The following is a 1,738-nucleotide window of genomic DNA, read 5'->3' on the forward strand; positions in this document are numbered from 1 at the left end:
GGCGGCGCGTCCTGGTCGCTGAACGAGGCACTGTGGCATATGCCCGAGCGCCGCCAGTGGGCGGGCGTCGCGGGCGGCGAGCAACCCGGCATCAACTCGGTGCTGATCGATCCGCGCAACCCTTTCGACATCCGCATTGGCGTATCGACTGCGGGCGTATGGGCAAGCACCGATGCAGGGGGATCGTGGCGGCTGATCAACCGCGGCATGCATGCCGAGTACATGCCGCCGGAGCAGCGCGACAACCCGATCGTCCAGGACGTCCACCGGCTCGCCGGCTGCACCGCGTACCCCGAGATCGTGTGGTGTCAGCACCACAATGGAGTCTTCCGCTCGGAGGACGCCGGGGCAAATTGGCGCGAAGTGACGGCGATCCGCCCATCGAAATTCGGCTTTGCCGTCGCCGCGCATCCGATCGACCCGGACACCGCCTGGTTCATCCCCGCGATCAAGGACGAGCGGCGCATTCCGGTGGACGGCAAGGTCGTGGTCGCTCGCACCCGTGACGGCGGCCGCAGCTTCGAAGTGCTGACGCGGGGCCTGCCGCAGCATCACGCCTATGATTTGGTGTGGCGCCACGGCCTGGCAGTCGACGAGAGCGGTGAGCGGCTCGCTTTCGGCTCGACCAGCGGCGGTTTGTGGATCTCGGAGGACGGCGGCGATTCGTGGGCCATGCCGGAGGCGCGGCTGCCCCCGGTCGCCGTCGTGCGCTTTCCGCCGGTGTGATACTCGAAGGAGGACAGACCGATGCGATTTATGATGTTGGTCAAGGCCAGCAAGGATTCCGAAGCCGGCATGATGCCGGACGACAGTCTTATTGCCGCGATGACGAAGTACAACGAGGAGATGGCGAAGGCCGGAATCCTGCTTGATCTTGCGGGTCTGCAGCCCAGCTCGAAAGGAGCACGTATAAAATTCTCCGGCGGAAGGCCCACCGTCGTCGACGGCCCGTTCGCCGAGACGAAGGAGCTGATCGCCGGTTACTGGCTGATCCAGGTCGACTCGAAGCAACAAGCGATCGACTGGGCCAAGCGCTGCCCCTCTCCGCACGGCGACGGGGCGGAAGGCGAGATCGAGCTTCGCCAATTGTTCGAGCTCGATGATTTCGGTCCAAGCCCGGCAATCGAGGACGCACGCCGGCTCGAGAGCGAACTGATGAAGAAGAAATAGGCAACCGGCGATACGATCGTGACTTTGCTGCAAAACCGGCGATGCGGCGGCGTGACTTAGCTTCGTGATCGGCGCCCGATGAAAGGTCGGATGATTAGCCAATACGGCGACCCCCGGGCACGCCGCTTCAGCGCTTAAATAGCCTGGTGAGCGTGAAGTTGAGTCTGATACTGCTTCGTGCTGAAGACGCTGCGCACCTCGCCGAAGTCGGAGGCGAGCGTTAGCCGCCATCACCGGCGAGCGCGGCTCCTGAGCACCGCTCCGCGCCATCCGGCGATGGGATGCAGCTCTCAGTGCCGGCTGAGCATGTCCCAGGGGGTCTTGCCCTCGGGTAGCGGCGGGATGCGCAAGAGATCCGCCATCGGCACTCCGGCTTCGTAGTCGCGGATTAGTTGCTCGGGGTTGTAGGTCACGCCGACTGGATTTTCGGCAAAGGCGGCGCTTTGGAAATAAGCCTGCAATTCCTCTGGCGTGGCGAAATTGTCGATCTGCAGCTCGACCCGGTTGTTGTCGGGGTCGCGGTAGTACATCGACGTAGTCACCCCGTGATTGATCGGCCAATGCGGCA

Annotated in this window: 3 protein-coding genes; 2 read left to right on the plus strand and 1 reads right to left on the minus strand. The window is 63.9% G+C overall.

Going from position 1 to position 1,738, the window contains the following annotated elements; translation table 11 throughout:
* Both VGY55_18945 and VGY55_18950 read left to right on the plus strand, forming a co-directional pair.
* A partial coding sequence (locus VGY55_18945) for a hypothetical protein (protein ID HEV2972058.1) occupies positions 1-726 on the plus strand: 726 nt, incomplete at its 5' end.
* A 33-nt stretch (positions 727-759) separates the two neighbouring features.
* Entirely contained in the window at positions 760-1,170 is a 411-nt protein-coding gene (locus VGY55_18950; GenBank protein ID HEV2972059.1) for a YciI family protein, read from the plus strand.
* A 290-nt stretch (positions 1,171-1,460) separates the two neighbouring features.
* On the opposite strand, the gene VGY55_18955 is transcribed toward VGY55_18950, so the two are convergent.
* Positions 1,461-1,738 (minus strand): hypothetical protein (locus VGY55_18955; protein ID HEV2972060.1); only part of this gene is annotated, 278 nt, incomplete at its 5' end.

The organism is Pirellulales bacterium, from assembly GCA_035939775.1.
GTDB lineage: Bacteria > Planctomycetota > Planctomycetia > Pirellulales > DATAWG01 > DASZFO01.